28 protein-coding genes and 1 pseudogene are annotated in these 25152 nt (G+C 42.8%); 11 read left to right on the forward strand and 18 right to left on the reverse strand.

Annotation, left to right across the window (positions count from 1 at the left end; genetic code table 11):
* Positions 1–174 precede the first annotated feature (174 nt).
* From ACTWQL_RS01520 to ACTWQL_RS01530, 3 genes are all read left to right on the forward strand, one after another.
* On the forward strand, positions 175–492 hold the full coding sequence (locus ACTWQL_RS01520; RefSeq protein WP_443140672.1) for a DUF3870 domain-containing protein: 318 nt from the start codon (positions 175–177) through the stop codon (positions 490–492).
* A gap of 102 nt (positions 493–594) precedes the next feature.
* Positions 595–1761: a DUF819 family protein gene (locus ACTWQL_RS01525; RefSeq protein ID WP_443140673.1), complete on the forward strand. Its 1167-nt coding sequence runs from the start codon at positions 595–597 to the stop codon at positions 1759–1761.
* 46 nt (positions 1762–1807) lie between these two features.
* Entirely contained in the window at positions 1808–2830 is a 1023-nt protein-coding gene (locus ACTWQL_RS01530; protein WP_443140674.1) for a C40 family peptidase, read from the forward strand.
* Between the two features lie 282 nt (positions 2831–3112).
* Here ACTWQL_RS01530 and ACTWQL_RS01535 read toward each other — a convergent pair whose 3' ends face one another.
* From ACTWQL_RS01535 to ACTWQL_RS01555, 5 genes are all read right to left on the reverse strand, one after another.
* A complete protein-coding gene (locus ACTWQL_RS01535) occupies positions 3113–3577 on the reverse strand; it encodes a hypothetical protein (RefSeq protein ID WP_443140675.1) in 465 nt (154 codons plus the stop codon).
* A 15-nt stretch (positions 3578–3592) separates the two neighbouring features.
* Positions 3593–4189: a sulfite oxidase-like oxidoreductase gene (locus tag ACTWQL_RS01540; RefSeq protein ID WP_443140676.1), complete on the reverse strand. Its 597-nt coding sequence runs from the start codon at positions 4187–4189 to the stop codon at positions 3593–3595.
* 264 nt (positions 4190–4453) lie between these two features.
* Positions 4454–5776: a Na+/H+ antiporter family protein gene (locus ACTWQL_RS01545; RefSeq protein WP_443140677.1), complete on the reverse strand. Its 1323-nt coding sequence runs from the start codon at positions 5774–5776 to the stop codon at positions 4454–4456.
* Between the two features lie 165 nt (positions 5777–5941).
* Positions 5942–7438 (reverse strand): leucyl aminopeptidase, encoded by a 1497-nt coding sequence (locus tag ACTWQL_RS01550; protein WP_443140678.1) that lies wholly within the window; start codon positions 7436–7438, stop codon positions 5942–5944.
* 57 nt (positions 7439–7495) lie between these two features.
* The gene (locus ACTWQL_RS01555; RefSeq protein ID WP_443140679.1) at positions 7496–7873 is read right to left on the reverse strand and encodes a DUF309 domain-containing protein; all 378 of its coding nucleotides are present in this window, start codon (positions 7871–7873) and stop codon (positions 7496–7498) included.
* Between the two features lie 130 nt (positions 7874–8003).
* Between ACTWQL_RS01555 and ACTWQL_RS01560 the strand changes: the two genes are divergently transcribed.
* Together ACTWQL_RS01560 and ACTWQL_RS01565 are read left to right on the forward strand one after the other, a co-directional pair.
* Positions 8004–8474, forward strand: a complete 471-nt coding sequence (locus tag ACTWQL_RS01560; protein WP_443140680.1) for a divergent PAP2 family protein — start codon at positions 8004–8006, stop codon at positions 8472–8474.
* A 12-nt stretch (positions 8475–8486) separates the two neighbouring features.
* On the forward strand, positions 8487–9308 hold the full coding sequence (locus tag ACTWQL_RS01565) for a cobalamin-binding protein (protein ID WP_443141441.1): 822 nt from the start codon (positions 8487–8489) through the stop codon (positions 9306–9308).
* Positions 9309–9493: 185 nt separating this feature from the next.
* Here the strand turns inward: ACTWQL_RS01565 and ACTWQL_RS01570 are convergent, their stop codons facing one another.
* From ACTWQL_RS01570 to ACTWQL_RS01590, 5 genes are all read right to left on the reverse strand, one after another.
* On the reverse strand, positions 9494–10189 hold the full coding sequence (locus ACTWQL_RS01570) for a 3D domain-containing protein (protein ID WP_443140681.1): 696 nt from the start codon (positions 10187–10189) through the stop codon (positions 9494–9496).
* 336 nt (positions 10190–10525) lie between these two features.
* A complete protein-coding gene (locus ACTWQL_RS01575) occupies positions 10526–10849 on the reverse strand; it encodes a YuiB family protein (RefSeq protein WP_443140682.1) in 324 nt (107 codons plus the stop codon).
* Positions 10850–10966: 117 nt separating this feature from the next.
* Positions 10967–11104 carry a YuiA family protein gene (locus tag ACTWQL_RS01580; RefSeq protein WP_221566639.1) on the reverse strand — a complete coding sequence of 46 codons (138 nt, stop codon included), beginning with the start codon at positions 11102–11104 and terminating at the stop codon, positions 10967–10969.
* Between the two features lie 138 nt (positions 11105–11242).
* On the reverse strand, positions 11243–11728 hold the full coding sequence (locus tag ACTWQL_RS01585) for an NUDIX domain-containing protein (RefSeq protein ID WP_443140683.1): 486 nt from the start codon (positions 11726–11728) through the stop codon (positions 11243–11245).
* 158 nt (positions 11729–11886) lie between these two features.
* The gene (locus ACTWQL_RS01590) at positions 11887–13086 is read right to left on the reverse strand and encodes an NAD(P)/FAD-dependent oxidoreductase (protein WP_443140684.1); all 1200 of its coding nucleotides are present in this window, start codon (positions 13084–13086) and stop codon (positions 11887–11889) included.
* Positions 13087–13367: 281 nt separating this feature from the next.
* Between ACTWQL_RS01590 and ACTWQL_RS01595 the strand changes: the two genes are divergently transcribed.
* Positions 13368–14360, forward strand: a complete 993-nt coding sequence (locus ACTWQL_RS01595; protein WP_443140685.1) for an NAD(P)/FAD-dependent oxidoreductase — start codon at positions 13368–13370, stop codon at positions 14358–14360.
* Positions 14361–15218: 858 nt separating this feature from the next.
* Here ACTWQL_RS01595 and erpA read toward each other — a convergent pair.
* From erpA to ACTWQL_RS01625, 6 genes are all read right to left on the reverse strand, one after another.
* Positions 15219–15572, reverse strand: coding sequence for an iron-sulfur cluster insertion protein ErpA (gene erpA, locus ACTWQL_RS01600; RefSeq protein WP_443140686.1), 354 nt, complete (start codon positions 15570–15572; stop codon positions 15219–15221).
* A 77-nt stretch (positions 15573–15649) separates the two neighbouring features.
* Positions 15650–15826 carry an aspartyl-phosphate phosphatase Spo0E family protein gene (locus ACTWQL_RS01605; RefSeq protein WP_261130455.1) on the reverse strand — a complete coding sequence of 59 codons (177 nt, stop codon included), beginning with the start codon at positions 15824–15826 and terminating at the stop codon, positions 15650–15652.
* Positions 15827–15874: 48 nt separating this feature from the next.
* Positions 15875–16774, reverse strand: a complete 900-nt coding sequence (dapF, locus tag ACTWQL_RS01610) for a diaminopimelate epimerase (protein WP_443140687.1) — start codon at positions 16772–16774, stop codon at positions 15875–15877.
* A gap of 15 nt (positions 16775–16789) precedes the next feature.
* Complete coding sequence (locus ACTWQL_RS01615) at positions 16790–17020, reverse strand: hypothetical protein (RefSeq protein ID WP_221566645.1); 231 nt, start codon at positions 17018–17020, stop codon at positions 16790–16792.
* 378 nt (positions 17021–17398) lie between these two features.
* Complete coding sequence (locus ACTWQL_RS01620; RefSeq protein ID WP_443140688.1) at positions 17399–18616, reverse strand: NupC/NupG family nucleoside CNT transporter; 1218 nt, start codon at positions 18614–18616, stop codon at positions 17399–17401.
* 388 nt (positions 18617–19004) lie between these two features.
* A complete protein-coding gene (locus tag ACTWQL_RS01625) occupies positions 19005–19241 on the reverse strand; it encodes a YuzB family protein (protein ID WP_221566647.1) in 237 nt (78 codons plus the stop codon).
* Between the two features lie 193 nt (positions 19242–19434).
* Between ACTWQL_RS01625 and ACTWQL_RS01630 the strand changes: the two are divergent.
* The 4 genes and pseudogenes from ACTWQL_RS01630 to ACTWQL_RS01645 form a co-directional block, all read left to right on the forward strand.
* Positions 19435–19608: pseudogene (locus tag ACTWQL_RS01630) on the forward strand (TetR/AcrR family transcriptional regulator); the annotation flags it as partial.
* 411 nt (positions 19609–20019) lie between these two features.
* A complete protein-coding gene (locus tag ACTWQL_RS01635; RefSeq protein ID WP_443141442.1) occupies positions 20020–21084 on the forward strand; it encodes an NAD(P)/FAD-dependent oxidoreductase in 1065 nt (354 codons plus the stop codon).
* 285 nt (positions 21085–21369) lie between these two features.
* Positions 21370–21591, forward strand: coding sequence for a NifU family protein (locus tag ACTWQL_RS01640; RefSeq protein WP_221566648.1), 222 nt, complete (start codon positions 21370–21372; stop codon positions 21589–21591).
* A 395-nt stretch (positions 21592–21986) separates the two neighbouring features.
* Positions 21987–22142 (forward strand): hypothetical protein, encoded by a 156-nt coding sequence (locus ACTWQL_RS01645; RefSeq protein ID WP_443140689.1) that lies wholly within the window; start codon positions 21987–21989, stop codon positions 22140–22142.
* Positions 22143–22196: 54 nt separating this feature from the next.
* Here ACTWQL_RS01645 and ACTWQL_RS01650 read toward each other — a convergent pair whose 3' ends face one another.
* Positions 22197–23177 (reverse strand): 2-hydroxyacid dehydrogenase, encoded by a 981-nt coding sequence (locus ACTWQL_RS01650; RefSeq protein WP_443140690.1) that lies wholly within the window; start codon positions 23175–23177, stop codon positions 22197–22199.
* A 111-nt stretch (positions 23178–23288) separates the two neighbouring features.
* A complete protein-coding gene (gene yutH / locus ACTWQL_RS01655; protein WP_443140691.1) occupies positions 23289–24308 on the reverse strand; it encodes a spore coat putative kinase YutH in 1020 nt (339 codons plus the stop codon).
* 327 nt (positions 24309–24635) lie between these two features.
* On the opposite strand from yutH, the gene ACTWQL_RS01660 reads away from it, so the two are divergent.
* Positions 24636–25142, forward strand: a complete 507-nt coding sequence (locus ACTWQL_RS01660) for a phosphatidylglycerophosphatase A family protein (protein WP_443140692.1) — start codon at positions 24636–24638, stop codon at positions 25140–25142.
* The last annotated feature ends 10 nt before the right edge of the window (positions 25143–25152 follow it).

Raw genomic sequence — 25152 nt, forward strand, 5'->3', positions numbered from 1 at the left:
GGTTAATTGATGACAATGGACTATTTTTCCACCATAAAATAGATTAAATATTGAGAATATTCATTCGCTATATTACAATATTGCTGTAGGTTCAAAGTGCCTATTTTGATGACTGTTCGTTTCACCGACGGACATCTCTCATGATATCAGCGGTTTGATCCCAGGAGGAATAGCATGTATAGCAAAAATACCATTTACATAATCGGGGACGCGAAAACCAGTTCCAACAATCCCATCACCCAGAAATTCAATGCCTTCTTTATCGGCCTTGTCATCGATCGGAAAAGTGGATTGATTATGGATGCCGATTGTTCAGCGACCATCTCACTCACAGAGAAATTCGTCAAATCTTTATTTATCGGTCAATCGATCAACGATACTGAGAATGTTACCACTGAGATCGAGACCCGCTATTTCGGTTCCTCGCAAAAAGCGCTGGTCGTTGCGTTCAAAAATGCGAGTATCAAATATCAACAAATCGTTGAAGTATAGTTGCTTCTCCTGGTCACTTAGGGGAAATCCAGCTAATCGACTGAGTCATATCGTCGATTAGCTGTTTTTTTGTTTACAAACTGAAAAGGAGTTGAAAGTGGAATGATTCAGGATGGGATCATGTATGTCAGTGTGTTGCTGGTCATTACGGCAGTCATCGCTATTTCGGAAAAAAGAAGCCGCTCTAAATTTTTCAAGTATGTCCCTGGAATCGTATTGATTTATCTTGTATGTGCGTTGCTTCAAACATTCGGGGTTTTTGCCGATTCCGAGTCTAATGATACCGCGTATGGAACTGTCAGAGGTGTCCTGTTGCCAGCGATGTTGATGCTGATGCTTTTGCATTGTGACTTACGTAAAATCATCCGGCTAGGACCTAAAATGTTGGGGGCTTTTTTTGCAGCATCGATAAGTATCGTTATTGGATTCACACTTACATACCTTTTGTTGAAAGGATTCTATGCAACGGATACTTGGAAAGCCTTTGCTGCGTTAAGCGCGAGCTGGACAGGCGGCTCCGCAAACATGGTGATTCTTCAGGACATCCTCACTGTGCCTGAAAATATTTTTGGCTACGCGCTGATCATGGATACCGTGAACTATTCATTCTGGGTAATGTTCATGTTTTGGCTTGTCCCTTTTGCCGATAAGTTCAACCGCTGGACCAAAACAAATACAACATACCTTGATCAGGTCTCTGCTGAACTTTCAGCTGCAGAGGAAGAAAATGAAGGTGCAAGGATCGGGTTTGTGGAAATGCTTAGCCTTCTTGCGCTTGCAATCTTTATTTCTGCGTTAGGGACGAAAATCGGTAACAGCCTGCCAGAGCTAGGTACAGCCGTAAATAGTACGACGTGGACGATCATTTTTGCTTCTGTCGTTGGAATTGTGCTTGCGATGACGAAGGTGGCGAGAGTCCCTGGCTCATTGGAGCTTTCGAAAGTGATGTTGTATATCGTCATTGCGTTGATCGCCTCACACGCTGATTTTTCACAGCTTTTCCAGGCGCCGGTCTATATCATTTCAGGGTTCATGATTTTGTTTTTCCATGGAATTGTCATGTTCCTTCTCGCAAAACTCTTCAAGCTTGACCTTTTCACCATGGGGGTTGCCTCTCTTGCCAACATCGGCGGGGTCGCATCCGCTCCGATATTAGCTGGTGCTTTCCATCGATCTCTAATTCCGATCGGGATCTTGATGGCTGTTCTTGGAAGCTTACTAGGAACGTACTTTGGGATTTTGACAGCAAACATATTGTCTGCCCTCTGATTTTGAATTCTTGATGTTTTTAATTAAAAAATGAAAGGGGATTTCTATGGAACTTTTGAAAAAATGGTTGGTTGGTTTTCTCTCTCTTGTTCTTGTTGCTGCTTTTTCACTGGAAGCGGTTAGTGCAAAGGATTTAACGGATTCTCAGACTGAAGAAACAGCTTATGTTGATGTCGCTGCGGCTACACTTTGGGTAGCACCTGATCTCTTACGTCCGGTGGATGAACCGTCTGCGACCAATCCAGTCGATCTTCGTGAATGGACAAGTTCGATGACGTATGAGGAAAAACTCTGGCTGGTTGGAAACCTCGAAACTCAAGCCTTACTAGGATCTAAAGTTACGATTTTAGAAGAACAAGGCGATTGGGTAAAAGTTGCAGCACATGAACAACCTACACCAAGAAACGATGAGGGCTATCCTGGCTGGATGCCTAAAGATCAACTTACTGAAGGTGTTGGATTCGGAAAGTTGGTCGATTGGAAGCCATTTGCCATCGTTAAGGAACCTACTGCGTGGTTATATGAAGATAAAAAAGCAACATCTGAATTCATGGAAATCAGCATGAACACAAGGCTGCCTGTCTTGAAAGATGCTGGTGAGATGATCTTGGTAATGACGCCGAGTGATGGAGCGAAATGGTTGCCATCAGAAAAGGTCGAGGTTTATGAGTCTAAAAGTGATATGCCGAGCCCAACAGCTGACGATGTTCTTGCAACCGCAGAAAAGTTTCTTGGACTCCCTTATCTATGGGCAGGTATGTCAGGATTCGGATTTGACTGCTCAGGGTTCACCCATACCGTTTATAAAACAAACGGCATCATCATCCCACGTGATTCCTCTGTCCAAGCGACACATGGCACACCAGTCGCCGAGGAAGACCTTCAAAAAGGAGATCTGATTTTCTTCGCTTATGATAACGGAGAAGGTCGTGTCCATCATGTCGGTATGTACATCGGTGACGGGAAGATGATCCACTCGCCGAACTCCAGCACCACTGTCAAAATTGATGACTACGACGCACCCGGCTACGGAGAAGAATACGCCGGCGCAAGAAGATACCTCGACTAGCACCCGTGCCAGGCACCATTTTTGAGCCTTACTCTCCCAAGGAGTCTCATTCGGTGCCTGGCACCATTTTTGAGCCCTACTCTCCCAAGGGGTCCTATTCGGTGCCTGGCACCATTTTGAAGCCTTACTCTCCCAAGGGGTCTCATTCGGTGCCTGGTACAGGGGTAATGATTTAATTAAAAAGAGCAACCGGGGGGCTGTCTTTGCCCTTCGGTTGCTTCCTTTTATTCTATATAATTGCTGTTTACAAAATGATGAGATCTTTCACCTGCCTGACTACGATTAGGAAGTGGCTGCGGTTAGTGATTTCAGGTCCCTCTCGAAGATCTCCTTGTCTTTCTCCCCTTTGATTGCTTCGCTGGCGTCTATTGCGAGCTCCATGTATTCCTTGTACTTTTCCTGATGCCCGCCTACATAGGCTGCACGTGCCAGCGCTTCATATGCATAGGCGAGATCAAAATCCCCGATAGTGTTTTCCAAGCAGTAGTCCAAACTTTTTTGAGCATGGTAATAGGCGCGATCTGCGACATTCAAAATCGCATACACCCTCGAAATCTGCCATTCTCCTCTGGCAAAATTGAGTGGCTCCCCAACAATCCCCCAATGGTGGCGTGAAGTATGGGCCGCGTGAATCATTTCCAGCTCCTCTTCAGCACTCCGATCTTCTTTTTCAATAAGATCCCAGACTTTGTTGAACAGCTCGACAGCATTCTTACGGTGGAACTTATGTAATTCCGTCTTTTCCATAACACCCTCCTAGAATTAGTCCCAACTGAACCTCTCTTCCTTCCATGGACTGCCCTGCATATGATAACCATTCCGTTCCCAGAACCCTGGCTTGTTCTCAGCTATGAATTCAATCCCGCGGATCCATTTTGCGCTCTTCCAAAAATAGAGATGTGGAATGACCGCGCGGAGCGGGAATCCATGTTCTGGCGTCAGTGGCTTCCCATCATGTGTGTGGGCTAGAAGGCTTGTGTCTTTTAAAAAGTCCTCTAAAGGGAGATTCGTTGTCCAATCTTCTTCTGCATGAATTATTACATAATTCGCTTCAGTGAGGACATTCACCTTCTCCAATAAAGCTTTTGTCGGAATTCCTTCCCATTGATTATCCAGTCTTGACCACCCAGTCACACAGTGGATATCATTTTTCAGCTTAGTAGAAGGCAATTCCATCACATCATCATAAGACAGACGAACCTCTTCCTCTACCAGCCCAAATATCCTGAGATCCCATACATTCAAATCCTCGTAATATGGAACATCCCCGTAATGAAGTACCGGCCATTTTTTCGTAACGATTTGATTCGGCGGCACTCGCTCGTCTTTTCCCTGCTCTTTTTCTTTTCCGAAATACATATGCAATCACCTTTTCCAATTAAGATTGTCGTGATCATTTTTGATGCTGGCGCGATATTTCACAGCACTTCGTCGTGTTTTTTCAAATTTATGTCGTGATAACATTACTTTCATTATTCCCTAATACGCTCACAATTCTTCACCCATATAGAAAACTTGATAAACCCTAGCACAAGCTGAGCCTTTACCGCCACTTTTAGAAAGTATTTATTATACCTTCTTCAAATGCAAAAAAAGACCTCCTGCAAAAGAGGTCTCAATAAGCTAAAAGATGATTGCAGCAATCCACCCGAACAAGACAAGAGGAATGTTGTAGTGAAGGAATGTCGGTACGCACGTATCCCAGATGTGATTATGCTGACCGTCGGCGTTAAGCCCGGCAGTTGGTCCGAGTGTACTATCCGAAGCCGGGGAACCCGCATCCCCCAGTGCACCGGCTGTCCCTACAAGTGCAACGATCGCCAGCGGACTGAAGCCCAGTTCCTGTGCAAACGGGACAAAAATCGTTGCGATGATCGGAATGGTCGCAAAGGATGAGCCGATCCCCATCGTCACGAGCAAGCCGACGAGAAGCATTACGAGCGCTGCTAGAACCTGATTCCCGGCAAACACCGCAGACGCGCTCTCTACGAGTTTTTCGATATCCCCTGTCTTCCGCATAACCTCAGCAAAGCCCGCAGCCGTAATCATGACAAATCCAATGAACGCCATCATTTTCATTCCATCTGTAAAAATGACGTCCGATTCTCGAATGGAAAAGGAGCCTGCAAAGAATAAAAGGATGATACCAGTTAGTGCTCCCATGATCATCGATTCTGTAAGTATTTGCACGACAACTGTCGCAATGATCGCGATGACTGCAAATGTGAGCGATCTTTTTGAAAACTCGACGGCAATATCTTCGCTTTCACTTGCAATATCTTTGTTTTCATAAGTCCGAGGTTTTCTGTAAGAGACGAATAAGGCAATAAGCAAACCGATCACCATCCCGATGACAGGAAGACTCATCGCTTTCGGAATCATCGCCATCTCTACAGCCAATCCGCTTTTCTCCATTTCTTCCTGGATGATTTGGTGGAAGATCAGTCCGAATCCGACCGGCAGTAAAATGTATGGCGCCGTCAATCCGAACGTGATGGATGAAGCAAGCGCTCTTCTATCCATTCTAAGCTCGTTGAAAATCAACAACAATGGCGGAATCAGAATCGGAATAAACGCAATATGGATCGGTATCAAGTTTTGTGAAAAGATAGAAATGGTTACGATGATAAAAAGCAAAAGGGCTTTCGATAACGCTTGTTTTCTTGTATCGCCTTGTTTTTGTGTCACTTTAAGTGCTCCGGAAACAAGCACTTCCGGCAGCCCAGTTTTTGATAGTCCTAATGCAAATGCTCCTAGAAGTGCATAACTGAGTGCGATTGTGGCGTTGTTGCCCAATCCCTCTGTAAAAACAGTGAGCGTCTCGTTGACGCCTAATCCCCCGACGATTCCTCCTGTAAATGCACCAATGGCAAGTGCTAATACAACCTGTACGCGCATCAAGCTGAGAATAAGCATGACGAGTACAGCAATTATGACAGCATTCATGTTGTTGACCTCCAAAAATCCTTTATCTCGATAAATCACTAATGTATTAAAACCCTACACAATCTAACATGAATTTTCAGGAGTGTCAACACGTGCACACCACTCTTAAAGATATTTGCCAATTAAAAACTCTCCAGCAGGGTGCCGGAGAGCTTCTTCGGTTTCTTATTTCGTTTCGAATTTTTCAATCAGTTTTACGATGGAGCGGGTCATGACACCAGTTGCGCCTTTTGGCCCGAGTTCGGTTGTCTTGTTGCTGTATGCTGTTCCTGCAATATCGAGGTGCAGCCAGGGTGTGTCCCCAACAAACTCAGAAAGGAAGACTCCGCCCTGGATCGGATGTGCAAGTTTTCCGGCTGAGTTGACGAAATCAGCGACATCACTTTTTCTTAGGATTTTTTTATAAGGACCGAACATCGGTAAACGCCACGCATACTCGCCGGCTTCTTCTGCAGATTGCTCAAACTTCGCGAAAAATTCTTCATCGTTTGTCATGACACCCGATGCAATATCACCGAACGCAACAACAACGCCGCCAGTCAGTGTCGCTAAATCAACAAGATAGGACGCTCCCAGTTCTTTTGCATATGTTAAGGCATCAGCCAAAATCAAACGACCTTCAGCGTCAGTGTTTGTCACTTCGATGGTTTTACCGCTCATGGATGTGATGACATCCCCTGGTTTCATTGCCGCTCCGTTGATCAAGTTTTCACTGGATGGAATGACAAACATGATATTCACGTCAGGCTTCAAACGGCCAACCGCTTCCATCGCACCAAGTACAGCAGCACTTCCACCCATATCCGATTTCATTTCGTGCATGTTAAGAGCAGGTTTGATGGAATACCCGCCGGCATCGAAGGTAAGACCTTTTCCGACAAAAGTAAGGACGTCCTGCCATGCCTCTTTCGCTTTATATTTGACGACAATCATTTTCGGGTCTTGCTCTGAACCCTGGCTTACTGCAAGCAGGGCACCCATCCCGAGCTCCTTCATATCTTCGCGTTCCAAAACGTCATATTCGAAATCATATTTTTTCGCGATATTGACGGCTTGCTCTGCAAGATCTGTAGGTGTCAGCAAGTTTCCAGGCGTATTGACAAGATCACGTGCGACATTTGTCCCCATGGCATACGCTTCACCCGTTTTTAACGCATGATTGACAGCGTTTGCATCTTCTTCAGAATAGACAGTGATTGCCTTCAATTCGTAACGTTTGTTTTCTTTCTTTTCTTTATAATCCTCAAATTGGTACGTCGCAAGGATGAACGCTTCTGCCAGCGCGTGTGCGGTTTGCTTGAAGTCGAGATCTGATCGGAATGAATCCAATGCAACCGCGATATCCTCTTGTTTGCTGCTCTTAAGTTCCTTTGCAGCTCCGCCGAACGCATCACGAACAGTACGGTATGTAAGGTCTCTTTTCTGCCCTAGTCCAACAAAATAGATACTTTTGACGCCAAGCACGCCTAACGTATGTACTCGTGTCACTTTTTTTGGTTTTGCTGAAAGCTCTTCGCATTTGAAAAGTTCAGTGATATGACCATTGAGTGCATCATCGATTTCTTTTGTAATGCCTGTTGGTTTCTTATCATCTGAAAATATTCCTACGACTAACGTATGTAATCCTTCCCTAAGATTAACCCCATTTTTAACAGTAAACATCTAATTCCCCCTATTGATTTCTTTATATTTTACATTATATCGAAATATTTCGATTACCTAAACATCTTCTTTTAAATACAAATAAATATCCGGTAGATCGGGGAGTTCCTCAACCTCATCATAAGGCACGGTATCAAGTCCCGGCAATCGTTCCAAGCATTCTTTTACAAAGTTGGATAGTTCCGCTGTATCCAGTCCCCAATAGATATTCGGATAAGGCTCAAAACATTCCAATGCACGCTGGAACATCAACCTTGCACCTTTTACATTACCATACTCGTAGTGGTAAATCGCGACTGACATTTGAAGCAGACCTTTCAAAAACAGATTCTGCTTATCTGTCATCCAAATCTCCTCAAGAAGATCATGACATGTATAATAATCGCCTTCATTGAACTTTATGAAGAATTGGTAGTATTCAAACGGATAATCCATGTCCTCTCCTCCTTCCTTCATCATACCACGTGCATATCTGTCGTAAAATCCGGGTAATCATTACATAGAGGATATGATAAACTTAAACTACTTGTAATAGAGAAAGGACGTTGCATTCTTGGAGGGACTATTGACGAATTATCCATTATGGAGCGCAATTTTTGCAATTTTGTTCGCACAAGCAATCAAAATTCCGATCATGTATATTTCAACTAGAAAATTTGAATGGAATCTCTTTTTCAGCACTGGGGGGATGCCGAGTTCACATTCGAGCGGGGTTACATGTCTAGCGACTTCAATTGGATTGGTTGAAGGCGTCGACTCCACTCTGTTTGCTGTCACGGTCGTGTTCAGCGTCATCGTCATGTATGATGCGAAAGGTGTCCGCTGGCAAGCTGGAGAGCAAGCGATTGTCCTGAATCAACTGGTACGCGATTTCCAACATCTAACGACTGAAATTAAGAATTGGCCTAATAAGAATGAAGAAGAAAAACGGAGAGAGTTGAAAGAATTGCTCGGCCATCGCCCAAGTGAAGTTTTTTTCGGGGCAATTCTTGGGATTGGGTTAGGTTTTGGAATTTATTACGGTTTTGTCCATTAGGGGGTGTGCACGATCCGCATTATATCCATTTGTCCAAGTAATACAGAATTAGCTGCTTATCTCGGATTGACCTCTTCTCTTGTCGGAGTGGATGATTATTCCGATTGGCCCGCAGAGATCGACAAGCTCCCCAGATTAGGTCCGGACCTTGATATCGATATTGATCGAGTGGAAGCACTGAAACCAGACCTCGTTCTTGCCTCTTTAAGTGTACCTGGTATGGAAAAAAACATTGAGCGATTGAAGGAACGGAACCTCACTTTTCATGTCTTCAACCCGAATTCGTTGGAAGAGATTGCATCGGACCTTATTACTTTAGGAAAATTAGCAGGAATCGAAGAACGTGCTCAGAAGATCGTTGAACATTATCGTGAGCTGATAGAGAAGTATTGCCATATCACTGAAAAAATTGATAAGAAGCCGGAATTGTATTGGGAATGGTGGCCGAAACCTGTTTTCACGCCGGGGAAGACCAATTGGCTGACAGAAATAAGTGAACTGGCTGGAGCTGTCAACTGCTTCGCCGATCAAGACACAGCAAGCTATCAGACGGATTGGGAAACCGTACGAAATAAAGAACCTGATCACATCTGCCTTGTGTGGGTAGGTGTACAGACAAAGAAAGTGAATCCAGCTATTTTGGAAAAGCGACCAGGCTGGAACGACATGAACGCGATGAAAGCGAAGAACGTTCATGTCCTGGAAGAGCCTTATTTTTGCAGGCCCTCTCCACGTCTATTGATCGGATTGCAAAAAATAGCCTCCATCATCCATCCCGAGCACTACCCTGCTTATAGCGAGGAACAAGGCGATCCATTGTTGAAGTTGATTTGATTAGAAGTTTTTGATTTGCGTTGGAGTTGAGGTTTGTGCTCATTTGTGGAATGAAGGAGTTTTGTCGTTACGTCTGCCGAACTCGTCTTTAAACACTCTAGACCGTAAAACGGAAAGGACCACCTTTCGGACATCTACAAATGGATGTCTGGGCGGTCCTCTTTTTATTATGTGCTTTTGTCATGTTAAGTATCTTTTGGTGGAAACATTTGCTGACGGAAGACTTGCATCGATTCTTGTTCGTTCAATTCAGTAAGCTCCTGCTCTGTCAACGAGCCATTCCCTTTTTTGATGAGAAAGACTTCTACCTTCTTTTTTCCCCACTTTTCATAAACATCCTTGACTTCTTTGTAATAAAGATCAATCTTCTTATTTTTTATGGCAGAGCCCGTATCGGCAACCACTCCGTATCCATAACCCGGAATAAACAGGATACTGCCGATTGGAAAAACAGACGTATCGGCTGCAATCGTAGAATAGAGATCACGGCGTACTTTTACGCCGGACTTTGTTATGCCATAGGCTGGATGGGCTTCCGTCTTACCAGTCGATTCGACACCAGCAGTGTAACCGGTCGCCACAACTTCTACTTTAGGATAGTGCTCTGTATCTACCATTTCAGCTAATGGATTTTCTTTTGCAATGACTTCATTCGCCAACAACAAAGGTGTTTTTGTATTGAACAGCGATTTGAACATCAGCGCAGTCTTCTTTTTCAGATGATCCATTGCGTCAAGATTGATAGAGATTTCTCTTTGATTTGTCAAAGCCATTAACCCAGAAGCCTCTACCCCAGAGAATTTACTGATCGTCGTGAATAGCGCCAGGATGAATAAGCAGGACATAAGAGTGCGTTTCAGGATTGTTTTTGCAAACTGCATCTCTTCACTCCTCTCACGCCTAATCCTTTCCAAAAAAACCAGAAAGTATTCATGAGAGGAATGAATGGTCAGAAAATTCAATTAGATTGTGTGCCTGGCACCGAAACAGAAGTCAATGGTACCAAGGCTTCCCAATCGGTGCCAGGCACCGTTTCAAAAACGTTGATATAGCGGGCTTTATTTTTGGTGCCTGGCACGCTTTCAAAGTCCTTCTCCCGCAAGGCTTCTTTGGGGGTACCTGGTACGAGAACGAACAAAGAAAGGGACTCACCCAGACATCGTGTTTTATTCGATGGATGGGTCAGTCCCTTGTATTTCATATGAAATTATGACATTCTAGAACATTTGATAGCCTCTGACTCTGAGCATTTTGATTGATACACCAGAGAGAATAGCACCTAATAAACCGAATAATAAAACTAATAAATCAGAAAAGTGCAAGTGTACAATGCTATTCATCAATTCAGGGAATGACGAGCCTGGTGCAGTAAAATACTCTGTCAACCTTACATCATCAACGATCGTGATGACGACGATCGGGTAAATGACAGCCATGACCCAAGTCATTCTCAGAAGCATATTGAGCAGAAAGCCGATTCCAAAAAACAAAATCATAAACAAAAGCATGGAAATGATCAGTGTTGGAATAGTTAACGGCATAATGGTCACCCCTTTATATCCATTGACTAGTTTACTGTATATAAACCTATCGAGTCAATGCTAGCGAAAGGGGTCCATTAAATAAAATGACTCATGTTCAAAAACCTGTCATAACTCTTAATTGTGCTTTCGTCCACTACCGCCGCAATGATCACAAGTTTCTGACCCGCCAAGCAATAGTTGGAAGTAACCGATTCCTTTGCAATATTGACATGTTGCAGATTGAGGGTTTCGGTTCTTTTGATCTTTTTTCATGGATGTCACCTCTTTTTTAAATTTTCAGATAATATAACATCCTATAAGTTTTTTGAAAAATCTGATATTTGTCTATATGCCGTCATGTAAACGTATACAACGGTTTTTTCCTCTCTATATTTATGTTTTTCGGACTTTTTAAGGTAAATTGAAGATTTTATAGTTTGTATAACCAAATTCGCTTCCAGGATTCAGATCATGTGTCGAAAAACCGCTGGAAGCGTTGTTTTTATCAAGAAAAAAGTGAATCATGAGGGACGAATCAGGATCGTTCAATAACTCATGTGTAGAGCGGAAGGCTGCTTCTGCAATTTCACTGTCTTGAGCCTTTAATATCCCACCAACTGCAGTCAGTTCAAAAATGATCATATTATCACTGATTCGTTCCTTGATGACGCCTGATCGGATGCCGAGGACCCCTGTAATCCCAGCTTCAATCCCGGTCTCTTCTAAAATTTCTCGTTTAACCGCTTCATCCATCGTTTCCCCTTCATCGACGAAACCAGCTGGGAAAGACCATTTCCCTTTCAGCCCACCATATTTCTTTTTTACGACCAACCATTGATCATTCCTTTTGACGATACCTGCAACTGCCAGCCACACGTTCTCTTTTTTTCGTTTCACGACATACCTCCCCTTCCCTTTTTATATGTATTTAAAATCTTTTGCACAAATTCAGATATAGAAAACTTGGAACTGAAGGAAATATTTACTTGCAATAAAATGCAATAAAAAAAGAGCGATGCTGATTCATTCAGCCTCGCTCTTCATTGTATCAAATCTTAGAATAATTTAAGTTTACCTTTTTTCACAACGAGTGGAACTCCGCCTAACAAGAACAGGTAACGGTTGTCGATGATTTTCTTCATCGCAGCAGCAGTTGCTCCGTAAAGCTTCTTGTTACCGACTTTACCGATCGCTTCTCCTTTACCTAATGAAGCGACAGTACCTTTGATTTCTGGTACGAAGGTTTCTGTCTTGCCGCCATTGATGAGTGCTTTCAAGTTACGAGCAACCGTAAAGGCTTGTTGGATCGCAATTTGTGCAGTCGGCGGGTATGGACGGTTGATTTCCTCATTGATGATCAATGCGCAATCACCAACGATGAAGACGTGGTCTTTACCAGGCGCGCGAAGATCACCTTCTACTTTAATTCGGCCGCGCATCGTTTCAAAACCAGAGTTTTCAACAATGGAGTTACCACGGATACCAGTCGTCCAGACGATTGTATCAGCTTTGATTTCTTCCTCTTCTAAAACAACACCGTCTTCTGTCACTTCTTTAATCGGTGTTCCAAGCATGAACTCGACACCTTTGCTTTCAAGAAGGTTCACAGCGTACTCGACAAGCTCTTCATCAAAGCCTGGGAGTACTGTTGGCGCTGCTTCAGCACAAATCAAACGAACTTTTTCACGAGGTACGTCGAACTCTGCGCAAAGTTCAGGAATACGATCTGCCATTTCACCAATGAACTCGATTCCAGTGAATCCAGCACCTGCTACAACGATTGTCAGCATGCTGTCTGATGGATTCGGCTCGTTGTTATAGCTAGCGAAAAGATAATCGATGTGCTCACGGATTTTACGGACCGTATTGACGCTGCGGATGTTGAACGCGTGATCTTTTACTCCTGGAATTCCGAATGTTTCAGACTCAAAACCAAGGCCGATTACGAGATAGTCGTAAGTAAGCTCTCCGTTTTCCAACTTGACAGTTTTTGCGTTGTCGTCGATTGATACGACTGTATCTTGAACGAAGTTGATACGGTTCGTGTCAATGACGTCCTTGATCGGCATACGCGTACGATCGTGGTGTAGAGTACCTGCCGCAGGTTCGTGCAGCCAAGTGGTTTGATAATGATAATTATGTTTGTTTACTAATGTGATTTCCGCTTCGTTCATCCCAAGTTCTTTTGTGAGACGAGTTGCAGTCATTATTCCGCCATATCCAGCGCCTAGAATGACGATCTTTGGTCTACTCATTTTCTCATCCACCTCTTTTTATTAGTTAAAAAATCTTGGACAATCATAATATTTATAGATTAGTTCGAAAAGTTTGTTACGTTTTTCACGTACTATTACGCAAAATGTCACAATTTATCCGTATTTGTCCCATGGTCAATCTTAGACCTTTTCAAAATTTTTTTCAACCCATAACTGTGAACTTTTTTACGAACATACCTATTACACAGTTTTTCCCTTTTCTAAATCGTTTATTAAGGGTTATAATGGGTACAAATAGAAAACTGGGGGTGTAGAATGATATGACCGAGCAACATGATGTCTATGACGTGACGATCATAGGTGGAGGGCCGACAGGGTTATTCACCGCATTTTACGGGGGCATGAGACAGCTAAAGGTAAAAATCATCGAAAGTATGCCTCAGTTGGGGGGCCAATTATCGGCGCTTTATCCTGAAAAATACATATATGATGTTGCAGGATTCCCGAAGGTTCTCGCACAAGATCTAGTGGATAATTTGAAAGAACAAGCTTTTCAGTTCAACCCGTCCGTTGCATTAGAGCAATCTGTGCAAAAGGTTGAAAGAATGGACGATAACAACTTCAAGCTTACAACTGACAAAGAGGTCCATTATTCAAAAGCTGTGATTATCACGGCTGGAGTAGGAGCTTTCCAACCACGACGCTTGGAGCATGACAATGCAAAAAGCTACGAGGGGAAAAACCTTCACTACTTCGTCAACGATCTCAATGCATTCGCTGGACAAAAAGTTGTCGTTTGCGGCGGTGGAGATTCCGCAGTCGATTGGGCGAACATGCTTGAACCAATCGCACAAGAGGTAACATTGACTCACCGCAGGGATAAGTTCAGAGCACATGAGCACAGTGTTGAACAGCTTATGAATTCAAAAATCCAGATCAAGACACCATATCAAGTCAAAGAAATCATCGGGGACGATCATGGCGTCAACAAAGTGATTTTAAAAGAAAGTAAAGGCGACAACGAAGAAGTGATCGAATGTGATTCACTCATTGTAAACTATGGTTTCATCTCTTCACTCGGACCAATTAAAGAATGGGGACTTGAAATCCAAAAGAATTCCATTATAGTGAACTCCCGTATGGAAACGAATGTACCTGGCATCTACGCAGCCGGAGACATTTGTACTTACGACGGGAAAGTGAAATTGATCGCAACAGGATTCGGTGAAGCGCCAACCGCGATTAACAACGCAAAAGCCTACATCGATCCAAACGCAAAAGTACAACCAATGCACAGTACAAGTCTATTTTAAGCCAAAAGACTTCGGCCATCGAGCCGAAGTCTTTTTTTGATTGGTGTGTACCAGGCACCAAAAATAAACGTTGATATAGCGCTGTTTTTCCACGGTGCCAGGCACCATTTTCAAACCCTTGCTGCGCTTGGCTTTTCAAAGTGTACCTGGCACCGATTTGGAACCCTTGCTGCGCTTGGCTTTTCTAAGTGTACCTGGCACCGCCTCTTCTACAGTAAGTAGTACATCAGAAATATGAGTAACCCCAAGAAGGGGATGCCTAAAATGAAGCCGTATACCATATAGTTCGCATTCATGATTTTCTTATCTCGTGTCGATTTGTCATCTGCCTTTTCAACCACTGTTCCAGTCATCTCCTTTTTACTGTTAGTATGACCGAAACCGTCTGATTTTTATTACAGAATTGGAAATACACTAATGAAGCTCTCCGCTAATTTAATATTGATCATTTTAACGTTATTCGGGACAGGTGCAGGTGAAAAAAGCATGAAGTTGTCCCTTAACATGGTTATATGGGACACAAGCAGGTGAAAAACGCGCGGTACTGTCCCTAAACAAGGTTATATGGGACACAAGCAGGTGAAAAACGCGCGGCGCTGTCCCTTAACATGGTTATATGGGACACAAGCAGGTGAAAAACGCGCGGTACTGTCCCTAAACAAGGCGATATGGGACACAAGCAGGTGAAAAACGCGCGGTGCTGTCCCTTAAGATGGTTATATGGGACACAAGCAGGTGAAAAACGCGCGGTGCTGTCCCTTAACAAGGCGATTTGGGACTGCTGTCCGAAAACGAAAATTTCTCCACCCAAAAACAAAAAAGCTGACACTCTATTGGTGCCAGCTCGTTAATACTATATTAGCATTCTTCCGGTGTTCCCTCGTTCGTTGCGGTTTTGAATGATGAACCGCAACCGCATGAAGCGATTGCATTCGGGTTGTCGATCGTGAAACCGCCACCCATCATGTTTTGCTTGTAATCAATTGTTGTGCCTTCCAAAGCCTTTTTACTATCTGCATCAACAACTACACCTATGCCATTCTGTTCAAATGTCGTATCCGATTCTTGAACGTCACTATCAAATCCCATGCCATATGAAAGGCCACTGCATCCTCCACCTTGTATGCCAACACGCAGATAAAGGTTATCTCCTTCTTCAGCAGCCATCATTTGTTTAATTTGATTTGCAGCAGCTTCTGTGATTATAATCATCAGGATCACTCCTTTCATATCTCTATCTTCTAGTATACAGCGCAACCTTTAGAACCTCAACCATCCAGGCTCGTTATTCAGTCTTCCTTCAACCGAATCAAGTCATTATGCCTGCGATCGATTTCCTGGCTATAATACAATACTTTCGGATGATTCAAACCTAATACACGAGCGGTACGGATCATTTCACTACGCAAGCATTCAATTTGCTCATTATATTTTTTGAACAGAGTCAATTTGGATGTCTTAACCATTCGCCACCACCCCTATAATACACACTAGATGAAAGGTGTACCTTAAAGTTATATCGTACTGTCTTTGTGCTTTTTCAAGTTCTTACCATCATAATAGTACGTTCCTTCACAAATGGTGACGGCCGGCCCTGTCATCAAGACCTCACCGCTTTCAGTCCATGTTACATATAAATCTCCGCCTGCTAAATGGACGACTACTTCTTCATTTCGCTGTGCCTTTCCATTCATGACCGCAGCAACAACTGCTGCACAAGCTCCTGTTCCACATGCCTGTGTGACACCAGAGCCTCTTTCCCAAACACGAAAATGCATTTCTTTTTCATCAACTATTTCGACAAACTCAACATTAACACCTTCTGGAAAATTCTTCGCTTTTTCTAGGACCGGTCCAATGCTTAAAACTGGTGCGGCTTCTATCTCATCAATAAAAAAGACGGCATGAGGATTCCCCATTGAAACCCCTGTCATTTCAAGGTGATGATCCTCAACCTCGATCTTTTCCTTTAAAACCACATCATCAGGTCTTCCCTGGCCTATCATTGGAAGATCAGCGCGCTTCAATCGTGGTTCCCCCATGTTGATTGTCACCTGGTGAACTTCTCGTCCTTCAGGATGAACCTGTGCTTGTACAATTCCGCCAAGGGTTTCGATTGAGAACTCCACACCTGTGATAAGTTCATGTTCATAGGCGTATTTCGCAACACAGCGCAATCCGTTTCCACAGTTTTTCGCTTCAGAACCATCATTATTGAAAATCCGCATAAGTACATCTGCTCGATCAGATGGACCGATCAGGATTAGACCATCGGAACCGATTCCTGTATGCCGGTTCGAAACAGAAATAGCGATAGAAGAAAGCTGGTCCTCTGGAGGTGATTCTTCAAATAGATTTACATAGATGTAATTATTCCCTAGTCCGTGCATTTTAGTGAAGTTAAACTGGTCCATAATTCACTTCCTCCATCATCGCAGTTGTTCTGTCGTCCAAAAATAATCTTCATCTGCCCTTAAAATCGTCATTTTCGAATGACAACATGGCATGATCAAATATGTTCGAAAGCCTTCCTTAGCGTTCTGAAGGTCTTCTTCTTTTAAATTCGTCAAAATGTTTTCCTTGCCGCAATACGGACATTGCTGGATATATATATCTTTCATCATCCGTTCATACGGCCATGTGTATCTGAAAGAAGACATACGTTTCCCCCTGCTTTTCCCTTTGTTTTTTTAGTATAATCAGCTTTTTGATGAATGACAATGAATAGTTCCTACTGTTAAAAAAAACATCACTTTTTACTATCTAAAACCTTTATAGATGACATTTACTGAGATGAAGAAATGGAGGAAAACGGGTATCTCTTACTGATTACAAAAATTTGGATTGGTTATGTCTAAAAATTCGTGTTGTACGTCTGAAAATTTCAGGATAAGTCTAAAAAAATGAAAAAAAGTCTAAAAATCCGAAAAGAAGTCTAAAACCAACAGCTAAATGTCTAAAACCGAAATTCCGACCGTCTTAAAATTCAAAAATAGCCCCCCGCACGAAGCGAAGGACTATCCACCAAACTTTTTAAATTAGATCAACATACCAGCGATTGCTGCACTCAACATGTTTGCAAGTGAACCAGCAATGATTGCCTTGACTCCAAGTTTCGCGATGTCTGGACGACGGTTTGGCGCAATACCACCAAGACCACCAAGAAGAATTGCAAGAGACGATAAGTTCGCAAATCCACAAAGTGCGAAACTGACAACAGCTACCGTTTTATCACTAAGTTCACCAATTTCAGGTGCGAATGCAGAGTATGCAACAAATTCATTCAATACAAGCTTTTGTCCAATGAAGTTACCTGCACGTACTGCCTCATCCCATGGTACCCCAACGATAAATGCAAATGGCGCGAATACATAACCAAGGATCAATTCAAGAGATAGCTGATCATAGTTGAAGAATCCGCCTACCCAGCCAAGAAGACCGTTAATCATTGCGATCAACGCGATGAATGCAAGCAACATTGCCCCAACGTTCAATGCAAGCTTCAATCCATCGGAAGCTCCGCGAGCCGCTGCATCGATGACGTTGACTGCTTCAAGGTCCTTTTCCATCTTGATTTCATCTGTTGTTTCAGAAACCTCTGTTTCAGGCAAAACGATTTTCGCCATGACCAGACCTGCTGGTGCAGCCATGAAACTTGCAGCTAAAAGATATTCAAGTGGTACACCAAGCAAGCTGTACCCGATCAATACAGAACCAGCGACTGACGCCAGTCCCCCGACCATTACCGCAAATAGCTCAGATTGAGTCATTCGTGGCAAGTACGGTCGAACAACCAATGGTGCTTCTGTTTGTCCAACGAAAATGTTTGCTGTTGCAGAAAGTGACTCTGCTTTACTTGTACCTAATAGGTAAGAAATAGCTCCACCAATTAAACGGATAACCCATTGCATGATTCCTAGATAGTACAATACTGCGATTAAAGATGAGAAGAAAATAATGATCGTCAATACTTGGAACGCGAAAATAAATCCAAGACCGCTGTCTTCAGCAACGAGTCCTCCAAAAAGGAATTTGATTCCTTCGTTTGCGTTGTTCACAATGTTTTGAACAACCATTGAGACTTTTTGCAATGCTGCTTTACCAGCATTCCATTTCATAACAATAAGTGCGAATCCGATTTGGATCGCTAAACCACCTAATACGGTTCTTAGTCGAATTTTCCTCTTGTTATTCGACACAAGAAACGCAATCAGCAAGATCGCTAAAATACCACCGATCCCCCATGCATATTGCATAATGTTCACTCCCCTAATGTATTGTAAAAATCCGAAAACGCTTTCTTTTTGCGTCAAGGTATGTTGTCTGACATCTAACGTTTCAACATTAATAATGTAACAGAATTCGACAAAATTACAAGGGTTAAATTTATTTTCAGAATTGTTCCACACACTCCAAAATTTTCATGTGCCTTCTTTTTATGTAGATTCCCCCGCATCTCCATATCTATCCATATTATTTCGTAATACTTCTCTTCTTTTAGTCTTGCTTTACTACTTATAAAAGATAGGTTTAACTTTTGTTCTATAGGAAGGGAAATTCGCGACACTCCTGCGGGAAAACCGAACCATAAAGAAAAGACCTCTTCATATGAAAGAGATCTTTTCCGGTTTATCTATACTACCCTTAGAACATCGGGTTTTCTTCTAAATATTGATAAACGTTGTCGACAAGTTCCTCAGGTGTTTCACCAGGAACATATTCACCGTTCACTAAAGCGTACGGTGATCGAAAGCATTGTCCACAGTTTCCGAGACAACCATATTCAATTACATCGAGGTTCGGATCACGTTCAAGAATTTCTCTTGCTTGTTGGGATCCGTTAGCCAAATTGCTTACGCAGAATTCGATGATTGGTCTCATTTTCAACCACCTTTCTTTCCATCCTTATCCTACATCCTTACACTGTTTTCCGTCAACATACCTGGCTTAACAACATTATTTTACATATGATTATTGTAGATTTATCACAATTTCGTTATACTACAGATGACCACGGTCATTTATTGATGGAACTGAGAAAAAACACTTCAGTTTTTTAAATGTGTAAAAGGAGATGCAGCTTGAAGTGAACCGCAACAAAAAACGAAATTTCACTGAAGAAAATATCGTCAAAGCTGCGTTGGAACTTTTCTATGAAAAAGGATATGCTCATACAAGCGTCAAGGAAATCACTGAAAGAGCAAATATTGCAAAAGGTACGTTTTTCAATTATTTCCCTTCCAAAGAGGATTTAATGCAACATTTTGCCGAAGAACGCTTACATACATTGAGTATTTTCTTAGGAAAAGGGTATATTCTTTCACAACCCTTCCAAAAGCAAATGGAAGTATTGGTCCGTCATCTATTAACGTACTATGATCTCGATTCGGATTTTACGAGGGATCTTTGGGCGACGGTCATTACCGATAAAAGCCCTTTGATCAAGTACTGGATGACGATTTTAAATAGAGGAAGCATAAGAGGTGAGTTGAGTTCACATATCGATTTGACTACTTGTGCACATGTTTGCAACAGCCATTTCCATTATGTTTTGTCGACATCACACAGCGATGACACGAAGGACGCTTTGATTCATCGGATCATGACATTATTGGAAGTCAGCATACAAGGATTTTACGAAAAAAGGGGAAATGACAGAATGAAAAAGCTTGTCATCTTAGGTGCTGGATATGGCGGTATGAAGATAATCCATGGATTACTTGATTCCGACCTTCCAGAAGACATACAAATTACCTTGGTGGATCGTCTGCCATATCATTGTTTAAAAACGGAATATTACGCGCTAGCTGCCGGAACCATTTCCGATCATCACTTACGTGTGAGTTTCCCAGATGATTCACGCGTCATCGTCAAATATGGAGAGGTTACCGACATCGACCTCGACAATAAAAAAATCAATTTCGAAAATGACGAACCTCTAGAATATGATGATTTGATCATCGGCCTGGGCTGTGAAGACAAGTATCACGGGGTCCCAGGTGCACCTGAACATACGTTAAGCATACAGACCATCGATAAATCACGTGAAACTTATCAGAAGTTGAATAACCTGCCCCCGAAGGCTGTTGTTGGTGTAGTCGGTGCTGGCTTGAGCGGTGTGGAACTGGCCAGTGAATTTCGTGAAAGCCGTCCAGATTTATCGATCAAGCTATTCGACCGCGGTGAAACGATTCTTTCCGCTTTTCCGAAACGACTGAGTAATTATGTACAAAAGTGGTTCATCGATCATGGCGTCGAGGTCGTCAACAGATCCAACATTACACGTGTTGAGCCGAACATGCTCTATAACAACGATGAAGCGATTCCTTGTGACGCGATTGTTTGGACTGCAGGGATCCAGCCGAACCGGGTTGTTCGAGAAATGGATGTTGAAAAAGACGAGTCTGGACGTATCGTCTTATCGCCTCATCACCATCTCCCAGACGACCAGCATGTTTTTGTCGTCGGTGATTGCGCAAGCCTCCCTCATGCACCAAGTGCTCAACTTGCTGAAGGACAAGGAGATCAAATCGTTGAGGTGCTGTTGAAGCTTTGGAAGGATGAACCGCTTGAGGATCTCCCTAAAATCAAGTTGAAAGGTGTTCTCGGTTCACTTGGGAAAAAGCATGGCTTCGGCATGATGAAAGGAACAGCCCTTACTGGCCGAGTTCCACGACTTCTGAAATCCGGAATCCTATGGATGTACAAATACCACACGAACTAAATCTTCAATAGGGGCTGTCCCATAAGTGCCTGACACTTTCTTAAGGGACAGCTTCTCTTTAATTTGCATTTTTTTACACGTATATTTTTCAGCTTGATTATTATTTAGGTTCATGTAATTGAGAAAAGTAAGAGCAATCTTCAGATTAAGCTAAAAACCTTCTTACGTCTTATTTCATACGCTTTTGTTATGTGATAAGATAAATAATGTAGGTAAACAGCTTTTTACAATAGCATTTTTTCATAAAAATGATTATAATAAAGAATAAGAAAGGGGTAGATATTTATGCGTGAACAAGTCGAAGAGGTACTTGATAAATTACGACCTTTCCTGCTTCGTGATGGTGGAGACGTTGAGCTAGTAGATATCGAAGACGGGATTGTAAAGGTTCGATTGATGGGAGCATGCGGAAGCTGCCCAAGTTCAACGATTACATTGAAAGCAGGTATCGAGCGTGCATTGCTTGAGGAAGTACCTGGGGTAACGGAATTAGAACAAGTATTTTAAAATTGACGAAGCTGGACTTTTTTCGCCTGGCTGAGTGATCGTGGTATAAATTGGAAGAGCGGACCATCGAGATCCGCTCTTTTTTCTATTTGCTTTTTTAATAAAGTAGTACTCTTTACTAAAGGCTGTTTTCGCAATCGTTGTTGCTATTGCACTTAAAGAAAGTATAAAATGCTGTCTTCAGTATAAGGGCAACTAAGGCTCGACCTACAAAAGGCTTGGTCTCGCCAAGTTTTCTTTAAAAGTCGTTGATTTCCACTCCAGGATGCTCGCTTTCTGCGGGGCGTGCGGTGAGCCCACTCGTCGCCTTGCGACCTCAGGAGTCTCCTTATCAAGGAAGCATTTGTGCTCCTGCGTCTACAAGAAAGTCCTGTCGAAGCGAGCTTCCTCGTCGCATGCCTTGCGAGGAGATTATTCAGGTAGTAGGCACGCTGATCCCGGAGGACAAGGAAAGCTTCGGAAGCGTTACATCGCACGAAGAAAATGCGATTTTCATTTTCGAGGAGTCTCGCACCTTGCTCTCCAATCAACTTGCACAAGGTGTTTTTTAAAAAATGACTCAAAAGCAACAATCTTTTAGAAAAGAGCCTTACTAAAACACCTTTCTATTTGATTTCATCCCAATTTACCGCAGCTTCGGGCTTTTCTCCATTCAAGACATTCCTGATATTCCTCGCTGTCATGCTGCACATCGCTTTTCTTGTTTCTACACTTGCGCTTCCGATATGCGGCAGGCAGACGACATTTGGCTGTTGCACCAACGGATGGTCTTCAGGAATCGGTTCTTTCTGAAACACATCTAAGCCAGCACCAGCTATGTCTCCCTGTTCGATTGCCGCCACAAGATCTTCTTCAACGACGGCACCACCTCTACCTACGTTGAGAAAAATCGCATTCTTTTTCATTTTGCTGAAAACGTCCCGATTGAACATCCCTTCTGTTTCGGAAGTCAACGGCGTCAAATTCAGAACAAAATCTGCACGTTCCAGAATTTCATCAAAAGAAGCGTATGTTGCTCCCAGTTCCTTTTCTGCTTTTTCATTATGTGATCGATTATGATATAAAATCTCCATTTCAAAACCGGTAGCCCTTTTTGCTACTGTTTCTCCAATCCGCCCCATCCCAACGATCCCAATGGTTTTATGATGAACATCCTGACCCGCTAGTAACAACGGACTCCAATTTCCCCACTTTCCCTCTTTGATATAGTGTTCTGCTTCTGGTATCCGGCGAGCAGTGGCCATCAGGAGGGCGAAAGCGAGATCTGCCGTCGTATCGGTCAATACATCCGGTGTGTTACAGACAATAACTCCGTGTTCAGTAGCTGCCCCGACATCCACGTTATCATAACCGACAGCAAGGTTTCCGACGACTTTCAAATGCTTTGCACGCTCAAACAATTCACGATCGATTTTATCAGAAAGGATTGTATAAAGGGCTGTTGCCGTTTCTGCTTCCTCTAATAAAATCTCTCTTGGTACAGGTGTGTCTTCATAATCCCACATTTTCACATCTGCAACTTCACGCAGCGGTGCAATCGTATCTTCAGGTACTTTTCTAGTAATGAAAACAGAAGGGTTGTCCATTTTCGTTTCACTCTCCTTGATCTATTGGTCAATATGTATCGGAAGGCGCTAATAAGTGCCTTACAAGCTCCTCACTTGTCAACACACTTACGTAAAAGCCCCCTCCTGCTCTTATGACTTCGACAACCATCCAACTGGCTCGAATTGAACGACATCACGTGGAAGTCCACTGATATTAAAGAAATTCTTCATGAAGGATTCGTGATTTTCCTCAAGTGATAAGACATACTTGAGATGATTCACCAGGCCATCTCTCTCATGAGATCTGGTCGCATTATAATAGGTTTCCACAACATCAAAATACGTCGCTGGATATAGTAAACGACCATATAAAAGGCGCCATCCTCCTCTAGTTAATGGCTTTTCCTCCGTATAATCACTAAGGAATCCGGAAATCACATCCCCTTTTGCTTGTTGGGTGACCAGATGACGTACATATTCTGCGACATCACGAACAGGATGATCCACAACCAGGTTAAGAGGCAACTTCATGAATAGATTATCGTTTTGTTTGATCGGAATCCAGGACCCTGAATGGAATCGTTCATGGGTGATCGTATACGTTCCTTCTTCTTTTCCGTTCCGATCATACTCATAATCGACAATATATTGAATCGCATTTTCCGTCAATCCTTCATAGTAAGGAAACGATTCGTAAAATAGAAAGTCGAACTCACTCGACGGTCCGTTTTGACTGATTGAGTGGTAATTCTCTTTCAATTGATCAAGCCGGGATGTCCAGAGATCGATCCACTGGTTGTAGCGGATCAGTTCTTCATTCATCACCGGAAAGTTTTCGCCGGCCTTATGGAATTTTCCTAACTGTTGGCCGATCGATCCACGTTCCGACCGTTCGAACCTCGGGAGTTCAAAGAGAATCATATCCTGGCCTTCGACTCGAGAAACCACTCTTCCCCTTTGGTTCGTCACCCAGGCAGGCAAATCCTTTTCTCCCTTTTGATTTAAATAATTCATGATGGTCTGCATATCTTGCAACATCAGGTAATTACCATCCATCATCGGAACCAACACATAATAGCGATCATGTGCACGAAATCCCTCATATCCCCCAATACGAGTTCTTTGATCGACATATAAATTATAGTGGTGATATATTTCGCGCTCTAACAAATGCTTTCACTCCCCTCCCATGTATAAATAGTTTATGAAACAGATGGGTGGAGTGTTTATCTTTTTACTCGCAATTTTTGAATTTGTTCATAACATAACCTAAACACCATATACTAAGAAAACTTGGCAAAGCCAAGCCTTAGGAGTAGGCTGAGCCATTAGCTCCTCGAAAAAGCAATTGCTTTTCCTTCGTGCGGTGTATTGCTTCCGAAGCGACCAGCTTGTGCACTTGTACTGAACTTCAAGTGTAAGAAATCTTGGTAGAGCCTTAACGTCATTCGGGCTGGAGCAATGATAACGAACAAATCTTAGATTGGGGATTAGACAATGGACGAAAACAAACCAGAAAAACAAAGCGAAGTCGAGATCAAAGCCCGTAAATGGCTGCGGGACCGTGGAGTCACCGAAAGCGATATTGCAGAACTCGTATATCTTCTGCAAAGCCAATATCATACCGATCTCGATATTGAAACCTGCAAATATAATGTTGATCGGGTACTTGCCAAGCGTGAAGTACAAAATGCAATTTTAACCGGAATCCAACTCGATGTTTTAGCTGAAAATAATAAGCTGGAAGAACCTTTACTCGATATTCTCAAAAAAGATGAAGGACTATATGGCGTTGATGAAGTCATCGCCCTTTCCATTGTGAACATATATGGATCCATCGGATTTACGAATTATGGATACATTGATAAACAGAAACCTGGTATTTTACGTGTGCTCAATGATAAAACGACTGGAAAATGCAATACGTTTTTAGATGATATCGTCGGTGCAATAGCAGCTGCTGCCTCGAGCCGATTGGCACATAGAGCCGCAAATACGGAGTAGGCACTCGAAA

The organism is Pseudalkalibacillus sp. R45 (assembly GCF_052246725.1).
Classification (GTDB): domain Bacteria; phylum Bacillota; class Bacilli; order Bacillales; family Fictibacillaceae; genus Pseudalkalibacillus.

Bases quoted from the DNA above. Each gene is read 5' to 3' on its own strand.
- ACTWQL_RS01520 (WP_443140672.1), top strand. From the start codon at position 175: ATGTATAGCAAAAATACCATTTACATAATCGGGGACGCGAAAACCAGT.
- ACTWQL_RS01525 (WP_443140673.1), top strand. From the start codon at position 595: ATGATTCAGGATGGGATCATGTATGTCAGTGTGTTGCTGGTCATTACG.
- ACTWQL_RS01530 (WP_443140674.1), top strand. From the start codon at position 1,808: ATGGAACTTTTGAAAAAATGGTTGGTTGGTTTTCTCTCTCTTGTTCTT.
- ACTWQL_RS01535 (WP_443140675.1), bottom strand. From the start codon at position 3,577: ATGGAAAAGACGGAATTACATAAGTTCCACCGTAAGAATGCTGTCGAG.
- ACTWQL_RS01540 (WP_443140676.1), bottom strand. From the start codon at position 4,189: ATGTATTTCGGAAAAGAAAAAGAGCAGGGAAAAGACGAGCGAGTGCCG.
- ACTWQL_RS01545 (WP_443140677.1), bottom strand. From the start codon at position 5,776: ATGAATGCTGTCATAATTGCTGTACTCGTCATGCTTATTCTCAGCTTG.
- ACTWQL_RS01550 (WP_443140678.1), bottom strand. From the start codon at position 7,438: ATGTTTACTGTTAAAAATGGGGTTAATCTTAGGGAAGGATTACATACG.
- ACTWQL_RS01555 (WP_443140679.1), bottom strand. From the start codon at position 7,873: ATGGATTATCCGTTTGAATACTACCAATTCTTCATAAAGTTCAATGAA.
- ACTWQL_RS01570 (WP_443140681.1), bottom strand. From the start codon at position 10,189: ATGCAGTTTGCAAAAACAATCCTGAAACGCACTCTTATGTCCTGCTTA.
- ACTWQL_RS01575 (WP_443140682.1), bottom strand. From the start codon at position 10,849: ATGCCGTTAACTATTCCAACACTGATCATTTCCATGCTTTTGTTTATG.
- ACTWQL_RS01580 (WP_221566639.1), bottom strand. From the start codon at position 11,104: ATGAAAAAAGATCAAAAGAACCGAAACCCTCAATCTGCAACATGTCAA.
- ACTWQL_RS01590 (WP_443140684.1), bottom strand. From the start codon at position 13,086: ATGAGTAGACCAAAGATCGTCATTCTAGGCGCTGGATATGGCGGAATA.
- ACTWQL_RS01595 (WP_443140685.1), top strand. From the start codon at position 13,368: ATGACCGAGCAACATGATGTCTATGACGTGACGATCATAGGTGGAGGG.
- erpA (WP_443140686.1), bottom strand. From the start codon at position 15,572: ATGATTATAATCACAGAAGCTGCTGCAAATCAAATTAAACAAATGATG.
- ACTWQL_RS01605 (WP_261130455.1), bottom strand. From the start codon at position 15,826: ATGGTTAAGACATCCAAATTGACTCTGTTCAAAAAATATAATGAGCAA.
- dapF (WP_443140687.1), bottom strand. From the start codon at position 16,774: ATGGACCAGTTTAACTTCACTAAAATGCACGGACTAGGGAATAATTAC.
- ACTWQL_RS01615 (WP_221566645.1), bottom strand. From the start codon at position 17,020: ATGTCTTCTTTCAGATACACATGGCCGTATGAACGGATGATGAAAGAT.
- ACTWQL_RS01620 (WP_443140688.1), bottom strand. From the start codon at position 18,616: ATGCAATATGCATGGGGGATCGGTGGTATTTTAGCGATCTTGCTGATT.
- ACTWQL_RS01625 (WP_221566647.1), bottom strand. From the start codon at position 19,241: ATGAGACCAATCATCGAATTCTGCGTAAGCAATTTGGCTAACGGATCC.
- ACTWQL_RS01635 (WP_443141442.1), top strand. From the start codon at position 20,020: ATGAAAAAGCTTGTCATCTTAGGTGCTGGATATGGCGGTATGAAGATA.
- ACTWQL_RS01640 (WP_221566648.1), top strand. From the start codon at position 21,370: ATGCGTGAACAAGTCGAAGAGGTACTTGATAAATTACGACCTTTCCTG.
- ACTWQL_RS01645 (WP_443140689.1), top strand. From the start codon at position 21,987: ATGCCTTGCGAGGAGATTATTCAGGTAGTAGGCACGCTGATCCCGGAG.
- ACTWQL_RS01650 (WP_443140690.1), bottom strand. From the start codon at position 23,177: ATGGACAACCCTTCTGTTTTCATTACTAGAAAAGTACCTGAAGATACG.
- ACTWQL_RS01660 (WP_443140692.1), top strand. From the start codon at position 24,636: ATGGACGAAAACAAACCAGAAAAACAAAGCGAAGTCGAGATCAAAGCC.